The organism is Qipengyuania profundimaris (genome assembly GCF_030717945.1).
GTDB classification, from domain to species: Bacteria; Pseudomonadota; Alphaproteobacteria; order Sphingomonadales; family Sphingomonadaceae; genus Qipengyuania; species Qipengyuania profundimaris.
In genome coordinates this window covers 2,458,824-2,479,086 of the sequence record NZ_JAVAIM010000001.1, presented here as the reverse complement: position 1 = coordinate 2,479,086, position 20,263 = coordinate 2,458,824, and the positions used below count along the sequence as shown (strand labels likewise).

Annotated in this window: 13 protein-coding genes; 3 read left to right on the top strand and 10 right to left on the bottom strand. The window is 64.2% G+C overall.

Annotation, left to right across the window (positions count from 1 at the left end):
- Positions 1-23 precede the first annotated feature (23 nt).
- The 3 genes from moaA to Q9K02_RS12185 are packed head-to-tail and all read left to right on the top strand — an operon-like array spanning position 24 to position 4,371.
- Entirely contained in the window at positions 24-1,082 is a 1,059-nt protein-coding gene (moaA, locus tag Q9K02_RS12195; RefSeq protein ID WP_340310206.1) for a GTP 3',8-cyclase MoaA, read from the top strand.
- 11 nt (positions 1,083-1,093) lie between these two features.
- Positions 1,094-2,278: a molybdopterin molybdotransferase MoeA gene (locus Q9K02_RS12190; protein WP_305933141.1), complete on the top strand. Its 1,185-nt coding sequence runs from the start codon at positions 1,094-1,096 to the stop codon at positions 2,276-2,278.
- Positions 2,279-2,316: 38 nt separating this feature from the next.
- Complete coding sequence (locus tag Q9K02_RS12185) at positions 2,317-4,371, top strand: TonB-dependent receptor (protein ID WP_305933140.1); 2,055 nt, start codon at positions 2,317-2,319, stop codon at positions 4,369-4,371.
- A 14-nt stretch (positions 4,372-4,385) separates the two neighbouring features.
- Here the strand turns inward: Q9K02_RS12185 and Q9K02_RS12180 are convergent, their stop codons facing one another.
- The 10 genes from Q9K02_RS12180 to Q9K02_RS12135 form a co-directional block, all read right to left on the bottom strand.
- Positions 4,386-5,024: a TetR family transcriptional regulator gene (locus tag Q9K02_RS12180; protein ID WP_305933139.1), complete on the bottom strand. Its 639-nt coding sequence runs from the start codon at positions 5,022-5,024 to the stop codon at positions 4,386-4,388.
- Positions 5,021-6,223, bottom strand: a complete 1,203-nt coding sequence (locus tag Q9K02_RS12175) for a CaiB/BaiF CoA transferase family protein (RefSeq protein ID WP_305933138.1) — start codon at positions 6,221-6,223, stop codon at positions 5,021-5,023. Before Q9K02_RS12175 ends, Q9K02_RS12180 begins: the two co-directional genes overlap by 4 nt.
- Positions 6,187-7,731: a hypothetical protein gene (locus Q9K02_RS12170; protein WP_305933137.1), complete on the bottom strand. Its 1,545-nt coding sequence runs from the start codon at positions 7,729-7,731 to the stop codon at positions 6,187-6,189. Before Q9K02_RS12170 ends, Q9K02_RS12175 begins: the two co-directional genes overlap by 37 nt.
- Before the next feature lie 123 nt (positions 7,732-7,854).
- Positions 7,855-9,348: a tryptophan halogenase family protein gene (locus tag Q9K02_RS12165; RefSeq protein WP_305933136.1), complete on the bottom strand. Its 1,494-nt coding sequence runs from the start codon at positions 9,346-9,348 to the stop codon at positions 7,855-7,857.
- A complete protein-coding gene (locus Q9K02_RS12160) occupies positions 9,345-11,375 on the bottom strand; it encodes a glycoside hydrolase family 97 protein (protein ID WP_305933135.1) in 2,031 nt (676 codons plus the stop codon). Before Q9K02_RS12160 ends, Q9K02_RS12165 begins: the two co-directional genes overlap by 4 nt.
- Positions 11,372-12,976, bottom strand: a complete 1,605-nt coding sequence (locus tag Q9K02_RS12155; RefSeq protein WP_305933513.1) for an alpha-amylase family glycosyl hydrolase — start codon at positions 12,974-12,976, stop codon at positions 11,372-11,374. Before Q9K02_RS12155 ends, Q9K02_RS12160 begins: the two co-directional genes overlap by 4 nt.
- Before the next feature lie 17 nt (positions 12,977-12,993).
- Positions 12,994-14,823, bottom strand: coding sequence for an alpha-amylase family glycosyl hydrolase (locus Q9K02_RS12150; RefSeq protein ID WP_305933134.1), 1,830 nt, complete (start codon positions 14,821-14,823; stop codon positions 12,994-12,996).
- On the bottom strand, positions 14,820-16,352 hold the full coding sequence (locus Q9K02_RS12145) for a tryptophan halogenase family protein (protein ID WP_305933133.1): 1,533 nt from the start codon (positions 16,350-16,352) through the stop codon (positions 14,820-14,822). Before Q9K02_RS12145 ends, Q9K02_RS12150 begins: the two co-directional genes overlap by 4 nt.
- 117 nt (positions 16,353-16,469) lie before the next feature.
- Complete coding sequence (locus tag Q9K02_RS12140) at positions 16,470-19,286, bottom strand: TonB-dependent receptor (RefSeq protein ID WP_305933132.1); 2,817 nt, start codon at positions 19,284-19,286, stop codon at positions 16,470-16,472.
- Between the two features lie 189 nt (positions 19,287-19,475).
- Entirely contained in the window at positions 19,476-20,168 is a 693-nt protein-coding gene (locus Q9K02_RS12135; protein WP_305933131.1) for a DUF6445 family protein, read from the bottom strand.
- Positions 20,169-20,263 lie beyond the last annotated feature (95 nt).

Sequence of the window (20,263 nt, the reverse complement as noted above, 5' to 3'; positions counted from 1 at the left end):
GCGGAAGACTGGCTGTAGCCTTTATGGGCTGTGGGGCGTATCCTTATGGCATGCCGCCACTAGAGCCCCCTCCCGACGCCTTTGCAGCCCCCGCGCAGAATGCCGGGTTAGCAGACGGCCATGGTCGGCGATTTTCCTATCTGCGACTCTCCGTCACCGATCGCTGCAATTTCCGCTGCACCTATTGCTTGCCGAATGGCTTCAAGAAGCAGGCAGGCCTCGCGTCGGAGCTGTCGGTGGACGAGATGGCGCGCGCGGTACGCGCCTTCGCCGCTCTCGGCCTGTGGAAGCTGCGCCTGACCGGTGGCGAGCCGACGGTGCGCCACGACTTCACCGCGATCGCGCGCGCCATATCGGGAGTCCCAGGCGTCCGGCGCCTCGCGATGACCACCAATGGCTACCGCCTTGCCGAGAGAGCGCAGGAATGGCGGGATGCGGGGCTGCACGCAGTCAATGTCAGCATCGACACGCTCGACTCCGCAAGTTTCGCGCGCATCACCGGGCACGACCGGCTGGCCGATGTGGTGCGCGGCGTTGATCGGGCGGTCGAAACCGGGTTCGACGCGGTGAAGGTCAATACCGTGCTGATGAGCGGGCTGGACGACGCCGAATGGGACCGCATTCGCGCCTTTGTGGCCAACCGCCCGGTCGCATGGCGCTTCATCGAACTCATGCGGACCAACGACAATGCCGACTGGCGAGCGGGCGAGGCGCAATCGGGCGATCTGGTGCGCACGCGGCTGGCGGACGAGGGGTGGATTGCGAGGCCGCGCAAGGCGGGCGCCGGTCCGGCGGTCGATTACGCACATCCCGATTATGCCGGAACAATCGGCCTGATTGCACCCTACGCCCACGGGTTCTGCGACAGCTGCAACCGCCTTCGCCTCTCGAGCCGCGGCAAGTTGCATCTCTGCCTGTTCGGGGAGGGCGGGCTGGACCTGCGTCCGCTGCTTCAGCACGACGAGCAGCACGAAGAGCTGATCGCGGCCATTCGCCGCGCGATGCCGGACAAAGCCGCGGGTCACCGACTGCGCGAAGGCGATAGCGGCGCGACCCCGCACCTCGCGTCGATCGGCGGATAGGCGAGGGGCCGGTGCCGGATTTCGACGAGGCCATAGCGCTATTGGAGGCTGCCGTTTCGCCGCTCGGAACGGAAACCGTATCGCTCGAGCACGTGGCGGGACGTTATCTTGCCGAGAGACTGACCGCGCGGAGCGATGCGCCGCGTCGCGATTGCTCGGTCATGGATGGCTATGCCGTAGTGGAAACGAGCACGCAGGCTGGCGACTGGCTCGACTGCATCGGCGAGGTGCGCGCAGGTCAGTTACCCGAGCAAGCACTTGAGCCCGGACAGGCCATGCGCATCTTCACTGGCGCCTTCCTCCCGGAGGGCGCTGATTGCGTCATCATGCAGGAATATGCCGAGCGCGATGGCGACCGGGTACGATTTCGCGAGGGCTTCGGGCCGGCACGCCATGTGCGCCAGACCGGAAGCGATTTCCGCCGCGGAGACGTGCTGGTCCCTGCGGGTGCACGGCTAACTCCGCAAGCGATGGTGGCGGGGGCTGCGGCCGATCGGGCGGAAGTCGAGGTTCGGCACCGCCCACGGGTGGCGATCATTGCGACGGGTGACGAACTCGTCGAGCCCGGCGATGCTTATGCGGATGAAGCTACGCTGGCCGACAGTGCGAGCTATGGCGTTGCTGCCATGGCGAGGGCTGCAGGTGGCGAAGTGACGTACACCGCGCGCGGCGGCGACGATCTCGAACAACTGTCGCAATTGGCAGGCGCGGCTCTGGACGCGGCGGACTGCGTCGTCGTCACCGGCGGAGCGTCGGTGGGGGATTACGACCTCGCGCGGCCGATGTTCGCGGAGCATGGCCTAGAAGAAGTCTTCGCGCGCCTGCCGATCCGGCCGGGGCGCCCGGTGTGGTTCGGCATGGTGCAGGGCAAGGCGGTGCTCGGCCTGCCGGGCAATCCGACATCGGCCATGGTCACCGCACGCTTGTTCCTGCGGCCCCTGCTGGCCTGCCTGCAAGGGGGTTCGACAGCTTCGGAGCTGGCGTTCATGCCGATGGTGCTGGGTGCCGATTTCGGGGAAACGGGCTCGCGCGAAACCTTCGTCAGGGCTGCCTCCGGGGCTGGCGGCTTGCTGCCGCTCGGAAACCAGCAGAGCGGCGCACAGGCGCCTCTGCTGGACGCGCACTGGCTCATCCGCCGCCCGCCCGGCTCGGGTGCCGAGCAGGCCGGCGCGATCGTCTCGGCTCTCGAGTTCTGATCGCGCCGACGGCTTCAGCGGTTGACCGCGCGCAGCCGATGTCTCAATCGCGCCACTCCGAAACGAGAGGCTGCGCCGTGATCCGATCGCCGATATTTGCTTCGACCGTCTCCCTTGCCGCTGTGCTTGCAACCCCTGCCGCAGCGCAGGAGAGCGATGATGAGCCAATCATCGTCGTGACCGGCCAAGGCCTTGCCGAAACGCCTGCCGCACCGGCTTACGACGTCCAGGTGATCGAGCGCGAGACGCTGGTCTCGACCTCGTCGGGCCGGATCGAGGATGCGCTGGCAGCCGTGCCGGGCTTCCAGCAATTCCGCCGTTCCGACAGTCGCTCGGCCAATCCATCGGCGCAAGGGGCGACCCTGCGCGCGCTTGGCGGCAATGCGACCAGCCGCGCGCTGGTTCTGCTCGACGGCGTGCCGATGGCCGATCCCTTCTTCGGCTTCATCCCCTTCAGCGCGCTTGCCCCCGAGAGGCTGGCCGCGATCCGCGTCACGCGCGGCGGCGGCTCCGGCCCCTTCGGCGCGGGCGCGCTGGCTGGCACGATCGAATTGCAGAGCGCGGGGATCGACACGCTCGGCACGCTCGATGCCCAATTGCTCGCGAACGATCGCGGCGAAACCGAGGCAAGCGCCAGCGTGGCGTCGCGCCTCGGCGCAGGCTTCGGCGTGATCTCCGGTCGCTGGGATAGGGGGAAGGGTTTCTTCACCACGCCCGTCGGCGACCGCGTGCCCGCCACGGCCCGCGCAGCTTTCGATGGCTATTCGCTGCAAGTTCGCGGCGTTGCTCCGCTGACCGAGACGATCGAATTGCAAGCGCGCGGCCTCATCTTCGAGGACGAGCGGACCTTGCGCTTCGAAGGGGCGGACAGCCGGATCGAGGGGCAGGATGCAAGCCTGCGCATGATCGGGCGCGGGGCATGGGAATTCGACGTGCTCGGCTATGTCCAGGCGCGCAATTTCGCCAACCGGGTGATCAGCTCGACCCGCTTCGTGCCGGTGCTCGACCAGCGCAATACGCCCTCGACCGGCATCGGCGGCAAGATCGAAGTCCGCCCGCCGACGGGTGAGCGCAATGTCCTGCGTCTCGGCCTCGATTATCGCCGGAGCGACGGCGAACTGTTCGAGACCGCGATCAGCGCGTTCAGCGGGCAAGTCAGCGCGCGGCGCAATGCAGGCGGGACGAACACCGATCTCGGACTGTTCGTGGAAAACGACCTGACGCTGGGTTCGCTGACGCTGACCGGCGGAGCGCGGCTCGATCGCTACACGATCCGCAACGGCTTCTTTACCGAGCGGGATGCTGCGGGTGCGATCCAGATCGACGATCGGTTTGCGGATCGCGCGGGCTGGGAGACGTCTTTCCGCGCCGGAGCGCTCTATCGTCTCGGCGACGGCGCAAGCCTGCGCGCTGCGGCCTATACCGGTCTTCGCCTGCCGACGCTCAATGAACTCTACCGGCCCTTCGTAGTCTTTCCGGTGGTCACGCAGGCGAACGCCGCGCTCGAAAACGAGCGGCTCGAAGGTTTCGAGGTGGGTGTCGATTTCGCGCCCTCCGATCGTATCGCGCTCGGTCTCACGGCTTTCGACAACCGCGTAAAGGACGCGGTCGCGAATGTGACGATCGCCGAGAACCTGCGCCAGCGCCGCAATATCGACGCGGTCCGCGCGCGCGGGATCGAGGCCAATGCAAAGCTTTCGCTCGGCGAGGTGAGCTTCGATGGCGGCCTTGCTTACACCGATGCAGAGGCACGAGGATCGGGCGCTGCGGCCGCGCTCGACGGCAATCGCCCCGCGCAGACGCCGCGCTGGGTCGCAGGTGCAACGCTTGCCTGGCGTTCGGCTCAGGACTGGCTTCTGTCGGCCACACTGCGCCATGTCGGCGCGCAATTCGAGGACGATCTCGAGACTGACATATTGCCCGCCGCGACCACGCTGGGCGCCTTCGCGCAAGTCCCGCTAGCCGACGGCATCTCGCTCATTCTGCGCGGCGAGAACCTCACCGACGAAACTATCGTCACCCGCGATCAGGGCGGCTCGATCGACCTCGGCGTACCGCGCACCGTATGGGCCGGGGTGCGCCTCGGCTTCTAGAGAGAGCGCTCGCCTCAACTCAGAGGGCGATCGACTCCAGGCGCGAGCAATCCGCGCACCACGAGTTCGGCCGTGCTGGCAGCGAACCGCTCGACCAGCGCCTGATCGAGGTCGCCCGAACCCAGCAGGGCGCGGCGCGAGGCGGCAGAGGTGAAGATGTTCGCACATGCCCCCTCGATCGCATAGCCGACCAGATTGGTGTCGACGGGCCGGAAGAGCCCTTGCGCCACGCCTTCTTCGATGATCGTCCGGCGGGCATCGGCCACCGGAATGCTGAAGAAGCCGGTGACCAGCGTGGCCGCCTCGCGCGATCCTTCGCGGATCAGCTTTTGCAGCAGGCGGTGGAGGTAGGGCCGGCGGAAATAGGCGCGGACCATGCCGGTGACGTGATGCGCGATCTTGTCGGGCGGGCTCATGCCGGAAGCCAGCAGCCTGTCGAGCTCGCCGATCGCGAAATCCGCATCGGCGCGGGCGATCGACACCATCAGTCCCTCGCGCCCGCCGAAGTGATAGCTGACGGATGCAATGTTGGTGCCGGCCTTGCGCGTGATCTCGGAGATCGAGATCTCCAGGCTGTCCTGCTCCACCATCAACTCGCGCGCGGCATCGATGATCTTCTGCCGCGTGGGTGTTTTCGTTCGAGGCTCGCTCACGGGCCCGGTTCCTCCCCATTGGCCTCGCCAAGCAAGGGCGGCGGCGCGAGTTCAGGCATTTCGTAATCGCCGAACGTGAAGGGCGACCGCATCTCGCGGTAGCCGCCTTCGGTCGAGTGGCTGCGGCTGCGGAAGAAACCGGTTGCGGCGAGATGGGGTTCGTCCAGCATATCGTCGAGATCGCGCACGGCCTGTGCCGGGAGCTGGGCAGCATGGCATTTCTCGAGCAGCTCTTGCGTCGTGAATCCAGCGGTCAACCGTGCCATCTCGCGGTAGAGTCCGCCGATATTGGCAAAGCGGCTGGCCGGGTCGGCAAAACGCTCGTCGTCGAGCACTTCGGACGCGCCGAGTACGGCGAACACCTTGGGCCAGCTGGCATCGGTATAGGGGACGATGCTGATATATCCGTCGCTGGTCGGGAAGGGCTGGCGGTCGGGATCGACCTGCCGCTCGTAACCCGCGGGTGCATTCGGCGGATCGTAGGTGAGGCCGCCGAGATGTTCGAGCAGGATGAAGCCGGTGAAGGCCTCGAACATCGGCACTTCGACATGCTGGCCGCGCCCGGTGCGCAATTTGTGGACGATGGCTGCCAAGGCAGCATGGGCGGCGTGGAGCCCCGCGACCTTGTCGGCGATGAGCGACGGCAGATAACGCGCTCGCGGGTCGCCATCGACGCGCGGCAGCAGGCTCGCGGCGCCGCTCGCGGCCTGGATCACGTCGTCATAGGCTTGCAGATCGGCATAGGGGCCGTCCTGGCCGAAGCCGACGCAATGGACGTAGATCAGCTCCGGATTAATTGCTGTGAGGCTCTCGTAATCGAGGCCGAGCCGTTCCAGCGCCTTGCCGCGCACATTGACGACGAACAGGTCGGCGTCGCGCAGCAGGTCGAGCATCCTCTCACGATCATCGTTCTGCTTGAGATCGAGCGCGAGCGAACGCTTCCCGCGATTGATGGCAAAGAAACCCGGTCCCATTCCCTTGCTCGCCGCGGGCTTGCCTGCCCAACGATAGGCGTCGCCGATGCCGGGCGCTTCGATCTTGGTCACCTCGGCACCGAGATCGGCGAGCATCTGCGTACAATATGGCCCGAAGACGATGCTTGTGAGATCGACCACCTTGATGCCTTCGAGCATCGGTCGATTGTCTCCGGCATGCGCCACGATCAGTCGATCCCCGCGATGATATTGGTATCGTCGCACACTTCGATCCGCGCGCGCTTGCCGACGGGATCATCGGCCAGCAGCGCCTTCAGCGTCGCATCGTCGCCCTTGGCGATCCGGGCGAGGACACGGCCCTCCGTACCATCGCCGATGACAAAGCCGCGGGTCGGCACGCCCTTCTGGAAGACCACCGTGCAGGTCGCGATGTCGATTTCGCCATCGGCCTGTTCCGGCTCCGGCAGCAGCTGGGCGTTGATTTCGCGCTGGATGGTTTCGCTGGAGACCGGGGCCCAATTCTCCGGCAGCGTAGTCGAATAGACGCCGACCGCTTCCTTGGTCAGGAAGCCGCCATTGGCCATTATCAGGCCGAAGTCGCCCGGTTGTTCGCGCAGCCGCTCGGTCATGGTGGCAATGGCGTGAAGCGAATAATTATTGCCCGGTCCGCCGAAGAAGGGAAGGCCGCCGGTCAAGGTCACCGGCGTCTCGCGCCAGTCGATGTCGAGCGCTTCTGTCGCGAGCAGCACGGCGCAGGGAAAGCAGCTGTAGATGTCGAACAGCGCGATATCGCTCGCCTGCTTGCCGCTGGTGCGGAGCGCCTGATGCAGCGACTTCTCGATCGGCAGGGAGCGCGACAGGTCTTGCCGACGGGTGACGAAACCGTCCTTCGCCTCTGCATGGCCGTGGAGGAAGACCCACTTGGACCGGTCGATGCCCATCCGCTCGGCCTCGCCCACGGTGGTCATCACGACGGCAGCAGCCTGGTTCACCGCATCCTGCGCGACGTGCCATTTGAGATAGGGGTCGGCGACGGGGTAATTTTCCGCGCTGGGCGTCGAGAGAAATTCCTCGCTGCGCGCGGTGGGAAACTGGGCGTGCGGATTGTCAGCGGCGACCTTCGAGAATCCTGCCCACAGCTCGCTCATCAGCGCCAAATGCTCCTCGCGGCTGTTGCCGAGGCGACGGCGCAGCGCGTGTTCGAAGGCAGGATAGGTCTGCGTCGGCGCGCCTAGGCCGTTTCGGATCTCGTATGGGGAAAGCAGCGCGCCTCCATAGCCGCGGTCGGTCTGCGGGCCGGCGGCAGAGCGGCTCCAGTCGAGCGTCATCCCGGCCCGCACCGCCGCCTTGAGCGCGCGTGTCGCCTCCGCCCCAACGAGCAGTGCGGCACGGCATTCGCCTGCGTGCAAGGCAGCTGCAAGTTCGTTGACCAGCTCTTGCGGCTGGTTGCCGCCGAGCTCGGAATAGATGTTCTCGGTGTCCGCAAGGCCGAGGTCGGCCGCGACGGTGGCGGGCGGGTTCTCGCACCGGCCGAAGGGTTGCGGCGCGCCGGGTATGGAATCCGGCGTCGTGCGCACGGCGACGATCCGGTCGATCGTTTCGCGCAAGGCGTCCGGCGCGCCGCTATCGTCCAGTGCGATCCGTGCGGCATCCCGGCGCAGATCCTGCGGCGAGGGCGCGCTGGCCGGATCTTCGCCATACCAGTGGTCGGTGATCTGACCGGCACCGACGAGAACCGGGGTGTTTGCGGGAAGCGCGCTGTAATCGACCATCATCTCTCCTTGATTGAAACGAACATTTCAAAAGGAGTTTTGATTCGTCAAGCGATTGGTTGCCCGTTATGCGTTTTCAGGGTTCGTCAGTCTGGATCGGCTCCGCGGACGCTTCCTCGCCAGTCAGACCGGTGCGTAATCGGGAAAGTTGCGTGCGCATGCGGCCAGCATGGCGTGGGTCTGCTCCACATCGGCCACGGCGAGACCGGGCGGCGGAGCCTGCATCTTGGCTGCAGGCGGGAAGGTGCCGTAGCCAGCGAAAAGGCAGTGCCAGCTCATGTTCGCGTAGTGCGGATGGCCGCCATGCTGGCGCGCGTTCAGTTGGCCGATGTCCTCATGCGTGAACCAGGCCGACATCATGTCCTTGAGATTGGCCGACAGAGCGTGGTTGGCCGCATTGTCGCGCCAGTATTGCGTGTCGCTGCGCTGGTTGAGGCGGTAATGCGCCACGATATAGTCGCGAATGCCCTCGTATTTGTCGGCGATGCGGCGGTTGAATGCCTCGCGATTTTGCGCGGTGAACACGCCGCTTTCGAAAGCGCGTGCAAAGTCGAGCGCGGTCACGATAACGATGTGCAGCGCGGTCGCCTCAAGCGGTTCGATAAAGCCTTGCGAGAGGCCGGCGGCGAGGCAGTTCCTCGTCCAGCTTTCCCTCACTCGCCCCACGCGCATCTGTAGCACACGTGTCTCACCGTCGTGCTCCATGCCGATGGCTTTTCGCAATTCGGCCTCGGCGTCTTCTTCGGAGATGTATTTCGAAGAATAGACGTAGCCATTGCCGACCCGGCTGGTCAGCGGGATCGACCAGCGCCAGCCATTGCTCATCGCGATGGCATCGGTTTGCGGTTTGAGTTTTTCGCCATGCTTCGTCGGCATGACGACGGCGCGATCGTTGAAGAGGTTCTCAGTAAAGGGAATGAACTCGGCGCCGAGCGCCTGCTGCGCGATCAGCGAGCGGAAACCAGAACAATCGACGAAGATGTCCCCTTCGATGCATTCACCGCCTTCGCAGAGCAAGGCAGCTACATTGCCGTCTGCAGCAAACTCTACTTCGTCTACACGAACAGGCTTGTGCCTTACACCCAGCTTTACAGCCCAGTCGCGCAGGAATGCGCCAAGCTTGTGAGCGTCGAAGTGGTAGCCGTAGCTTGGCGGGAACGGAAAATTCTCGTTGGGCTGCGGTGCTTTCCGCGCGTCTGCCAGTGTCTCGGCGATGAACCAGTCGGCGGGATGGGCCGGTACGTCGACCCCCCGGCGGGCCAGCATGCAATTGTGCAGGAAGCCCGGCTCGCTGTGCAGGTCTGTCGGCGCAGGGAAGGGGTGGAAATAGCTCTCGAAACCGGGCCGCTCGCTCCAGCCGGTGAAGCGGATGCCAAGCTTGTATGTCGCATCGCAGGCCGCCATCCATTCGGACTCCTCGATGCCGAGATGGTCGAAGAAGGCTTTGAGCTGTGGCGTCGATCCCTCACCTACACCTATGATGCCGATCTCGGGGCTTTCGACAACGGTCACCGATCCACCGCGTGCCCCCCATTCGTGATGGAGCAGGCAGGCGGTAATCCAGCCGGCGCTGCCGCCGCCGAGGACGACGACGCGGGGAGGGGTGGGAGCGCTCACCCGCCAGTGGGTATCAGCCTGATCGCGAAGCCGCCACCCGGCGCCATGCGCAAGTCTAGCACGTCTGCGGATGTGACGGTCCGGTCTTCGATCACGATCTCGAACCGCGCATCGCCGCGATAGTCAGAGGTCGGGCCGTCGCGGTAGATTTCGGCGCGATAGGACTTTCCGGGATCGAGGAAGTCGAGCGAAACCCGGGCGTCACGCCCCTGCTCGTCCGCGCCGCCGCCCACGAACCATTCATCGCTGTTCCGGTCCTTGCGCGCGGTGACGACATATTCACCCACGGCGGCGTCGAGAATACGGCTTTCCGACCAGTCGGCGGGAACGTCCTTGATGAACTGGAAGGGCTCGGGATGCTCGGCATAGTGTTCGGGCAGGTCGGCGACCATCTGGATCGGCGAATAGATCAGTACATATTCGGCCAACGCCCGTGCCATCGTCATTTCGAGCGGCTGGCCGCGTCCCTGCAGGCTGAGGACGCCAGGCGTGTAATCCATCGGGCCGGACAGCATACGCGTGAACACCAGCGTCGGCACATGGCTCGGTCCGTTGGTCGGAACGCCCCAGGCGGCGAATTCCATGCCCCGCGCGCCTTCGCGGCTGACCCAGTTCGGATAGGTGCGTCGCAGGCCGGTATCCTTGACCGGCTCGTGCGGGTTCATCGCGATCTTCCGCTTGGCCGCCTCGGTCACGACCTTGAGGTGGTGGCGCTGCATCACCTGGCTTTCGGTGCATTCGCGCGTCTCGCGGCCATCGGGATGGACGTAGCGCAGATTGCAAGCATCGGTGACATAACCGCTCTTGATCGTCTTCACCCCGCGCGCTGCCATCAGGTCGAGTCCGGCAGAAAGCTGGCTTTCGTAATTGCCAACATCGCCGCTGGTCTCATGGTGGCCGACGATCGGCACGCCCTTTTCCGCGGCGTAGCGGGCCAGCTCTTCAAAGTCATAGTCGGGATAGGCTTCGGTGAAGCTGAAATCGGCCCCGTTGAAGAACCAGTTGCCGTCCCAGCCGATGTTCCAGCCCTCGACCAGGACGCCTTCGAAACCATGCTCGGCCGCAAAATCGATATAGCGTTTGACGTTCGCGGTCTTCGCGCCGTGTTTCGGGCCGGAGCCCCAGGTTTCCTCGTCGAGATGGAGCGACCACCAGACGCCGACATATTTGTGCGGCGTGAACCAGTTGACGTCGCCCAGCTTGTTGGGCTCGTTGAGGTTGAGCTCGACCAAGCTTTCGGCGAGTCCCGCGGCATCGTCCGAAATGCGGATCGTGCGCCAGGGCGTCGCAAAAGGCACATTGCGCACCGCGCGCGCGGGCGTGCTGCCTGTCGGGGCGAGCGTCGCGCGGAAGTTCGTGCCGGTGGTGCGCTTCACCCACATGCCGGCAAAGTCGACCAGCGCCGCCTCGTGCAGCGCGACATGCGTGCCGCTCTCCATGCGGAACGTGAGCGGCGTATGCGCGACCGACACGGCGGAAATCGGCGTCTTTTCGTAGAGATATTCGTAGCGGTTCCACTCTCCGCCGGGGATCCACCAAGCGGTCCCGTCCTGCGCGATGTTGAACTCGGTCAGCTCCTCCGCGATGTGCAAGGTCTCGCCGACGCTCGTGTCGTCGAACAGGTAACGGAAGGCCACTGCATCGTCGAAGATGCGGAAGACGACGCCGAACTTACGCTTCTCGTCGCTCTCCTCCTCGAAGCGCACGGTAAGCTCGTTGTGATGGTCGCGTACGAAGCGCTGCTCGCCCCACGGTTGCTCCCAAGTCTCGTCGTAACTGGCGCGAGCGGCACCGACCACGGCAAGGCGGCGCTCCAGCTTGTCCTGATCGGCCAGCAAGAAGCCCAGGCGGCTGTCGGTCAGCACCGGTTCGCCGCTCTTGGCGACGCGATAGAACGGCCGCCCTTCGCCATTCACGTCCACGGTGACGCTGATGGTTCCATCGGGGGAGGTGACCACTTCTTCGGCCAATGCGGCGGGCGCGGCTAACAGCAGGGTGAGGCCGGAGAGGATTGCGAAGGGTTTCATAGCTCGATCACCATTGCGCCATACGGCGGGAGTTCGTCGGGGGTGGCGGAGTTGACTGCAGCGAGGACGCTGCCCCGCGCGAGGTCCTGCGGCACGGAGACCGGTTTGCTCCCGAGATTGAACAGGCAGCGGATGTGCTGCCCATCGGCGAACCGCTCGATCACGAAGATGTCACCCTGCGTTTCGCACCGCTCGACCGACCCGTGATGCAGCGCCGGATTGGCGTTGCGCAGCGCGAGCATGGCGCGGGTATGGTTGAGCAAGGAACTTTCGTCTTCGTCCTGAACGGCCACCGATTTCGCGGCGTTGTCCTCGCCAACAGGCAGCCAAGGCTCGCCATCTGAGAAGCCCGAATTCGCTTCGCTAGTGCTCCAAGGCATCGGGGTCCGCGCGCCGTCGCGGCTCAGCGTCAGCGGCCAATTGGCGATCGCCTCAGGATCGTGCAACTGCTCGAAGGGGATATCGACCTGCGAAAGGCCGAGCTCCTCGCCGTAATATAGAATGATGTTACCGCGCAGCGAAGCGAGCAGCAGCGCCTTCATTCGCGCTGCAGCATCGCGGTTGGTCTCGCTCCACCAGCGGCTGATCGCGCGCGGCGCATCGTGGTTCTCGAAGGCCCAGCTCGGCCAGCCTATCCCCTCTTCGTCCGGCCATTGCGCCAGCGCGGCGCAGATCGCGCCCGGTGTTAGCTTCTCGGCGTAGAGGAAGTTGAAGCCATAGGCGGAGTTGAGGTGCGTCTCGCCTTGGGTGAAGGCCTTCATCTCGCGCTCCGCCTCGTCTCCGCCGACTTCGGCGACGGTGAAGATGCCGTCGTAGCTGTCGGTCAACGCGCGAATGCGTTCGATGAAGGCGGGTATATCCGCGTGGCTCTGGTTGTAGGTCTTGAGCTGGAAGTCGAACGGGCGCGTGCGCGGTTTGTCGGTGGCAGGTGCGGGCGGATTGTCGCGCAATTGCGGGTCGTGCATCGCGAAGTTGAGCGCATCGATACGGAACCCGTCCACGCCGCGGTCAAGCCAGAAGCGCATGACGTCGAGGATTGCCAGCTGCGTTTCCGGATTGTGCAGGTTCAGCTGAGGCTGGCTGCTCAGGAAGTTGTGCAGATAATATTGGCCGCGCCGAGCGTCCCACGTCCACGCGGGACCCCCGAACACGGATTGCCAGTTCGACGGAGGCGACCCGTCGGGCTTTGCGTCGGCCCAGACATACCAATCGTTCTTCGGATTGGTTCTGTCCGAGCGACTTTGCGCAAACCACGGATGTTCGTCCGAAGTGTGCGAATAAACCTGATCGATGAGGACCTTGAGGCCGAGTTCGTGAGCGCGGGTGACCAGCGCATCGAAATCGGTGAGCGTGCCGAAGATCGGATCGACATCGCAATAATCGGCGACGTCGTAACCGAAATCTCTCATCGGCGAGACGAAGAACGGCGAAATCCAGATCGCATCCACGCCGAGCGAGGCCACATAGGGAAGCCGCCGGGTTATTCCCGGCAAATCGCCGATTCCGTCGCCGTTCGAATCCTGGAAGCTGCGCGGATAGATCTGGTAGATCGCCGCGCCTTTCCACCATGGCATCGCTTCGCTGGCGGCATCGGCCTGCATCGAGGGATCGTGGCGGTTCACTCGGCGCTTCCCGACACACGGCACAGAGCCCAGCCGAAGGCGGGCAGGGTGAAGGCTGCGCTTCCGGGGACGGTCACGGCAGCGGGGCAGCTTCCGGCAAGCGTCGCCAACTCGCGGGCTCCGTAGCCGAGCACGACATTTGCGCTCCGTTCAGCCCCGGTGGTGTTGAACACCGCCAGATATTCGGTGCCGTCATCTGGATCGAAGCGGCTGACGGCGAAGATGCCCGCCTCCTGCTCGTAATGCCGCACAAGCTGTTTGCCGCGGGTGAGGGCAGGGTGTGCTTTACGGATCGCGGAAAATTCGGCGATGAGGCGGAATAGCGGGTGGCTCTCGTCGAAATTGCTCGTCGCCGTCGTCGCGTCGGTGCCGATCAGGTCGTTGTCGTTGTAGACCGCTGTCTGAGAGGGGAACATGTCCTCGCGCGCCAGCTGGTCGTTGCCGTCACCGACGAAACCCTGTTCGTCGCCGTAATAGATCACGGGGCTGCCGCGCAGGCTCAGCATCATTGCATGGCCCAGCATGACGCGAGCCAGAAGTTCGTCCTGTGAGATTTCGGGCTTGTCCCATTTGATCAGCGTCGAGAACCGCCCCATGTCGTGATTGCCGAGGAAGGTCGGCAGGCCGAGCGCGGTTTCCTCGCCGCCTTCATAGAGCACATCGCCATCGAACATGTGAGCGAGTACCACCGTGCCCCGGTCGCGCCCGAGCAGCTCGCGCATGGCAGCTTGGAAGGCGAAATCGAGCACGGCGGGCAGTTTGTCGCGCCGGGTGTATTCGGCGATGTAGCCGTTTTGGGGAATGTCCTTGTAGACCTCCCCGAACATATGGAAGTTCGGGATGCCTTCTTCCTCCGCGACTTTCTCTAGCGCAGGGACGAAGACCTGCCAGAAACCGGGATCGACGTGACGGGCGGTATCGATGCGAAACCCGTCGACGCCGAAATCGCGCACCCAGCCGGAGAAGATATCGATCATTCCCTGACGCACGCGGGGGTGTTCGGTGAACAGATCGTCCAGCCCGGCAAAATCGCCGAAGCGGCTGTCCTCGCCGGTGAAGCTGCTGTTGCCGCGATTGTGGTAATAGATCGGATCGTTCAGCCAGGCGGGGACTTTCACGTCCTTCTCGGCGTCGGGGACTAACGGCTTATAGGCGAAGTTTGGGTTCACCAGCTTGGCGAAGTTCGTCTCGCTGCTGTCCTCATCGCCCGTGAAGCCCGGGTTGATCCGTGCGCCCGACAAGTCGCCGACGGTCGAGTAGGGATAGTCGCCCTTGCTGCGATATTCGAAATTGGTCGCAGGGCCGTCGACATAGGTGATGACGTCGGCGGTGTGGTTGGTGATGATGTCCATATAGACCTTCATCCCGCGTGCATGGGCTGCGTCCACGAAGGCCTTGAACTCCTCGCGCGTGCCGAAATGGCCATCGGGGCGCGTGAAGTCCGTGACCCAATAGCCGTGATAGCCCGCGCTTTCCTCGCCCGGCGGGCCCTGGACGGGCTTGTTCTGGAAGATCGGTGCGAACCAGATCGCCGTGACGCCGAGCTTCTCGAGATAGTCGAGGCGCTGGGTCAGGCCCTTGAGATCGCCGCCGTGGAAAAAACCCTTGGATGTCGGGTCGAACCCGGTTTCGAGCCTGCCTCCGGTGAAATCGCCGGTGTCGTTCGACGGATCGCCATTCTCGAACCGGTCGGGGAGGACGAAATAGACGATTTCCTCGGAGGGTTCGCGCTCGCGGAAATCTCCCGTGTCTGCGGGTGTCGGCGTTTGCGCATGGACGCAGGCGCTCATGCCGAGAGCGAGTAGGGGCAGGGCAAGGCGGATCATGCGGGCACTCCCGGTGTCGGTGCGGAGGTCATCATGGACTGCAGGAAATCGAGATGGCGCGGCATCTGTCGAACTTCCTCGACCAACGCTGCTTCCGTGCCGTCGAGCAGGGCGCGAAGGTCGGTTTCCGGTAGGGAGTCGGCCAACGGATTATAGCCCCGCGCCTCGACGCCTTGGCCAACCAGCACCTGGAACCAGCCGACATCGGTGAACAGCTCCTCGTGCTCGCGATGGATAAGGCCAGTGGCGCGCCACTGGTCGAGCTTTGCGCGGAGCGTATCGGGCAGTTCCATCGTGCGAACCTCGTCCCAGAACGGCTCCCCCACGCGCGCATTTGCGGTGTAGTGGAGGATCAGGAAATCGCGGATGCGGGTCCACTCGAACTCGCACTGGGCGTTGAACCATTCGACGATTGCGGGATCGGGCTCGGCGCCGGGAAGCACGCTGAGGAAGCGGCTGATGGTCGACTGGATGAGGTGGATCGAGGTCGATTCCATCGGCTCGAGAAAGCCTGCCGAGAGACCCACGGCGAGGCAGTTCTTGTGCCACATCTTGCGCCGGATCCCGGTGGTAAATGGGATGGTACGCGGTTCGGCGAACGGTTCGCCGTCGAGATTGGCAAGCAGCGTGTCGGCTGCTTCGTCGTCGTTCATACGCGCGGTCGAATAGACGAGGCCGTTGCCGATGCGATGTTGTAGCGGGATGCGCCATTGCCAGCCGGCCTTGCGCGCAATGGCCTTGGTATAGGGCGTGAAGTCCCCGCCATTGGCACAAGGCACAGCCATCGCCCGATCGCAGCGCAGCCACTGCGTCCATTCCTCGTAACCTGTGTCGAGCGCCTGCTCGATCAGGAGGCCGCGAAAGCCGGTGCAGTCGATGAAGAAGTCGCCCTCGACGAGTCGATAGCCGTCTAGGGCGAGCGCCGTGATCGCACCGCTTTCGCCATCCTGCGTCACGCGCTCGATCAGTCCCTCGTGCCGCACCACGCCGCGCGCTTCGGCAAAGCGGCGCAGGTAGGCGGCATAGAGCCCGGCGTCGAAGTGGTACGCATAGGGCATTTCCGGTGCGCCCTGCGCCCGTCGCCCGCGCTGCATGCGCATCGTTCGCGCTGCCAGCTCATTCATGGAATAGCGCATCAGCGGCTTGGCGAAGCCGAGCTGTTTCGCGCGCAGCCAGTAATGCTGGAACGGCAGCAGGCCGACGCCGCGACCCACCGCGCCGAAGGCGTGCATGTAGCTCTCGCCCTCATGGTGCCAGCCGTCGAATTCGATGCCGAGCTTGAAGCTGGCCTTCGTTTCGCGGACGAACTCCGCCTCGTCGAAACCCAGCGCCCCGTTGAACAGATGGATCTGCGGGATGGTCGCCTCGCCTACGCCGACGGTACCGATCGCTTCGCTTTCGACCAGCGCGATCGATGTGCCCGGCGGTCCGAAGCGCGCAAGCGCGGCAGCCGTCATCCATCCGGCAGTCCCGCCGCCGGCGATGACGAAGCGCTTGATGGCGCGTGTATTAGACGTAGCGACAGGCATGGAAGACTCGATCCCCTAGGGTGATGCTTTTGCCGGGCCATAGCAGCAGCGATGACGCGGCAGGCAATTGGGGGCGGGGCGGCCGGGAGGAAGGTGGCCGCCCCGCAAGTCAGCTGGTCAGAAGCGGTAGGATGCCCCGACCAGATAGGTGCGACCGTATTCTTCGTAATCGATGATGAACTGACGATCGCCGTCGGTGTAGTTGATGAACGGCTCGTTGGTGAGGTTCAGCGCCTGCAGCGTGACCGACAGGCCCTCCAGCGAAGAACCGTCCTCGAAGCGATAGCCGATCTGAGCATCGAAGATCGATTCCGGATATGTCAGGCGCTGCGCCCGGCTGGCCGAAATGCCGGGGAATTCTGCGAGGAACTCCGTCCGGTAGCGATGACTGAGGCGTGCTTCGAAGCCGCTATTCTCGTAATAGACCGTCGAGTTCACGACCCATTTCGACAGACCCGGGACATCGCTCTCGAACGGATCGTCCTCCAGCGGATAGATGGTCAGTTCGCTGTCGGTGTAAGAAACGCTGGTCTGGAAACCGAAGCCGGAAGCGAAGCCACTCGTGAACGTGGAGAACGGCAGCGAGAGACTCGCTTCGATCCCGCGAATGTAGCCGTCGGCCCGGTTGTCCGGCGCGCTCACCAGTCCGAGATAGGTCGTCGCATCGGCGAAGGCACGCTGCTGCGGCGACAGGATCGGACGCAGGTAGCTGAAATCGCGGACCACCGATGCGTTCGGGTTCACGAAATCGTCCAGCCATTTGTAATAGCCGGCAATCGCGAAATACCCCGCGCCGCCGAAATACCATTCGTAAGACAGGTCGAAGCCGTTGGCGATATAGGGCCGCAGACGCGGATTACCGCCGCCGCCGCTGAAGATCGATCCAGTCTCGATATCGACGACATCGCTGACGCCGGCGTTGGACGACGCGCTGAGGTAGTCCATCCGGGCACGCGACAAGGTCCGCGCCGCGCCGAAGCGCAGTTTCATGTCCGGCGCGATCTCGAAGTTGAGCGTCATGCTGGGGAGGATGTGCGAATAGTCTTCCGTCTCGAACACCGGGATGGCGCTGGCGCCAACACCGCCATCGGAATCGAAGCCGGCAGAGCTTTGCTGCGTAAAGACCGCCTGCACGCCCATATTACCGGTGACCGGCAGCGATCCAAGCATGGTGTCGATGTCCATCCGCAGATAGCCGGTGTAGACATCCTCCGTCACCGTCCAGTCGCCCGGATAGGGCAGATCGGAGCTCTCGATGCTGGTCAGGATGTAAGTGCCGTCATTCAGCAGCGCGAACGGATCGTAAGCGACCTGCGGGCCGAAACCGAGGAAGCCGAGGCTGGCAATCGGATCGAGCAGCGCGCTTTCGGGGATCGGCGCGCGCGTGGTGGCACCATCCGCGATGAAGGCGCCGTTCGGGCCGCCAAGGCTCAGGAAGTTCTGCGTGATGTCGCGCGATTTCTGGCGGTGATCGTAGGAAAATCCGGCCACGAGGCTCTTGATCGTATCGTCATCCACCTTGCCGACAACTTCACCGCGCATGGTCCACAGCTCGTCGTCCGTCGCCGTGTTGTTGATGAAGCCGGCCTGCACGATGCCGCGTCCGCCGCCCCAGCCGCGGGGGTCGGTCAGCTGGATCAGGCTGGTATCGGAATAATCGATCCGGTTGGTGAACTGGAACGGGAAGCCCCCGCTATTGCGCGTATAAGTGACGACATCGCCCATATTGAAGCCGGGGCCCGTCTGCGCAGCGAAGTTGAGGCCCGAATAGCTCTCGATCTGCTGCAGGCGGCGGTCGGCGCGCGAATAGGCGATATCGGCCATCAGGATGACATCGTCATTTTCGTATTTCGCATTGTAGCCGATGGCGAGCGTCTCGACATCCTTGCGGTCATAGTCGTTGCGGACCACCGGCTGGACGTTGGAGAAGGTCACGCTGTCCGGGAAGTCGCCGCCACTGGTCGAGTCGATATTCGCGCCCGAACCCCAGCCGGGGTTGAGCGGAAACTCGATGCCGCGCTGCGGGATGCGCTCGCGATAATCGGCATAGAAGACGTCCAGCGTGCCGCTCCACTCGAGTGTCGGCTGCCACTCGACAGTGCCGAAGACGCCGAGACGGTCGAGATCGACCGAACGAGCGAAGGGCTTCATGCCGCCGAGCACACGCTGGCCGGAGTCGTCGGGGTAGCCCCAGGCGTTGAAGCGTTCGACCTGGCTCGGGCTCGACTGATAGGCGACGCCCACGGCCACACCCAGCGTGTCGTCGGCGAACTGGTCGACATAGGTGCCGGTGGCGCGATAGCCCCAGCCATCGATGTCGGGATTGAGCGAGCCGTCTTCGTTGAATTCGAGGCGACCCGAGAGCGAGATGATCCGCTCGCCCTTCGACAGCGGGCGGATGGTACGCAGGTCGACCGTACCGGCAAGACCCTGTCCGATGAGGCCGGCATAGGGCACCTTGTAGATGACGCCCTGGTCGATCAGCTCGGCCGGATACTGGTCGTATTCCACGGCGCGGTTGTCGCCCGAAGATACCAGCTGGCGACCGTTGAGCAGCGAATTCGAATAGTCGGGACCCAGGCCGCGAACCGAAAGGCTCTGGGCACGACCGTCGACACGCTGGACGGCGAGGCCGGGCAGGCGGCCCAGCGTTTCCGCGATCGAGACGTCGGGAAGCTTGCCGATATCTTCCGAGCTGAACGCTTCCGCGATGACCGGAGTATTGCGCTTCAGGCCGACCGCGGTTTCCAGCGACTGGCGATAGCCCTCGACGACAATGACGTTATCGGCAGCGACTGCATCGTCTTCGGGCTGCGATTCCTGGCCCGGCTCGATCGTCGCTTCCTGCGCGATGGCGGGCGACGCAAGCGCGGCGAGCGCGATCGAAATGGCGCCGGTACTGATGCCCCCGGCAAGAGACTTGCGAAATGCCATGATTTCTCTCCCAATGGCCCGGCTTGTGTGGAGTCCCGGACCGAATCCTAATCCCGACAGGCGGCTCAGCGGCAGCCTGTTCACCGTCTGGATAGGTCGCAAACTGGGCGGTCAGCTAGTGAGCATACGTATACGCAATGCGGCGGCGGGGGCCGCCCGTCGCCGAAATGTCACAACTTTTGGGCTCGGTCAGGAGAGGAACAGATTGAGTGTCAGGCGGCCGGTGCGCGGATCAAGATCGGGCGCGAAATCGCCCGGCAGATCGGCGCAATGCAGCGTGTTACCGCGGTAGATCGCCATCGCGTTGAAGCGCCCTTCGATGCGGTGGACGTGCTCGAAGAGTTCGGTGTCGCCGGAGATATAGCTCGCGGCTGGCAGGCCGACTTTGTCGATCCCCTGCTCCAGCTTCGATCGATAGCTTTCGAACCTCGTCGCATCGACGCTCTCGAAGCCTGTGGCCCGCTGGCGATAGAACCCCGTGCCCCCGCGTTCCGCCCGGTCGAGATATAGCAACACGGCAATCCGTTCATCCTCGACCCCATCGAAATGCGGCAGGCGCTGGATCGGCGCAAGGCCGGATGGTGGCTGGGTTACGAGGCTGAGATAGCACTCGCGATAAAGAGGCATGCGAGCAAGGGCGAATTCCTCTGCGATGCGGGGTAGCAACGGCTCGACCAATGGCATCGAGATCGCTTCGGAAACCGGCGCGCGCACGCCGGGATAGAATTCTCCATGCTGTGTGAAACGATGGCGCGCGGCGATTTCGATCACGAGGTCCACGTCGACCAGCGCATCGTCCACCTCGATCAGTGGCTGCCGTTCCTCGCCGAAATGGCGCGTGGCAATCCGTGCATTGGCATTCAGGGCGAGCGGGCTAGTCATTGTTGTCGCGCCATACAGGCAAAAAGGCGGCGAATGGAACTGCGGCGCGATTGCCTCCGCCCAGCCTCCTGCTAAGGTCGCCAGCGAAGGTTCGT